Source organism: bacterium (assembly GCA_030654305.1).
GTDB lineage: Bacteria > Krumholzibacteriota > Krumholzibacteriia > LZORAL124-64-63 > LZORAL124-64-63 > PNOJ01.
The window spans coordinates 1-1318 of sequence record JAURXS010000120.1 but is presented as its reverse complement, the minus strand read 5'-3'; the positions used below and the strand labels follow the sequence as shown (position 1 = coordinate 1318).

The 1318-nt window shown below is 74.0% G+C and carries 1 protein-coding gene; it reads left to right on the top strand.

Annotated elements, in window-relative coordinates:
• Nucleotides 1-255: 255 nt before the first annotated feature.
• On the top strand, nt 256-1318 hold a 1063-nt coding region (locus tag Q7W29_03205), incomplete at its 3' end, for a DUF2723 domain-containing protein (protein MDO9170818.1).

Genomic DNA, 1318 nt, shown 5'->3' with positions numbered 1-1318 from the left:
CGGCGGCCCGCTCGCACAGCCGGCGGCGAGCAGCGCCAGGCTCGCGGTCAGGAACACGGTGGCGCCGCGGACGGCCGGGGCTCGAGATCGATCGTTCATGATGTCCTCCCGGACCACCTTAGGAACGCGGCGGTCGGCGGTCAAGGCGCCATCGCCGCCGTCGCGACGGCAAGCAGGAATCGACGCGCGGGCGGTCGGGCTCTACAATCCCAAGGAGGAAAGGTGCCGGAGGACCGTCGCGGGAAGGGACACCCCATGGTGAAAGGAACCAAACCAACGACACCGGGATCTCCTGCGATCCTCGCCGGGAGCGCCGACTGGACGCCTTCGCTCCTGGCCGGGATCGGCGCGCTGGCCCTCTACCTGGTGCTCGCGCCGCCGGCGGTCGGGGACAAGGACGCGGCGGAGTTCACGCTGGTGCTGGCGACCCGCGGCATCGCCCACCCCACGGGCTATCCGCTCTACACGCTGCTCGGTCACCCGTTCGTGTCGCTCCTGCACGCCTGCGGGGTCGGCTGGGCCTACGCCGCCAACGCCTGGAGCGCGCTGGGCGGCGCGGTGGCCGTCGCGCTGCTGCACCGTTTGGCTCGCCGCCTGGTCGCGGACGGGCGCGGCGGCGCCGTGCTGGCGTGGCTGCCCGTGCTTCTCTTCGGCCTGAACCCCATCTGGACCTTCGAGACGACGCTGGCCGAGACCGGCTCTTGGCACGTGGCCTGGTCCTGCGGCGCGGCGCTGCTGGCCCTGCGCCTGCTCGGGCGACTGGACGAGTCCGCCGCCGTCACCGGCGCGGGCTCCCGGCGCGGCGCGGCCGCCTGGGGCCTGGTCTGCGGCCTCGGGCTGGCGCACCACGCGACGGCCCTGCTGCTGGCGGCGCCCCTGACGCTCGCGCTCGCGATCCCGGTGCGACGGCGGGGCCTGTCGGCGCGCCTGTTCGCCCCGGCGCTGGCCGGCTTGCTGTTGCCGCTGCTGTCCTACGGCTTCGTCGCCTGGCGGGCCTTCCACCCCGGGACCGTGCAGTGGCCGCTGCTCGCCCCCGCCTGGGGAGCCGTCCTCGACCATCTGCGGGCCGCCCAGTACCGGGAGTTCTTCGGACACTTCCACCCTTCGTCCGCCCAAGCGCGCTTCCTGGCGCTCTACGTCTACCCGTTCCTGGCCCTGTCCGCTCTCGCGATCGGCGTGGCGGTCCGCACGGCCGGCCCCGGGCCGCGCCGACAGCTGCTGCTGGCGATCGCGGCCGGCTGCATCATCGAGTGCGCCGTGACGTTCAGCTACGGCGTGGCCGACCCCTCGTCCTACTTCCTGCCGATCCTCGCGCTCG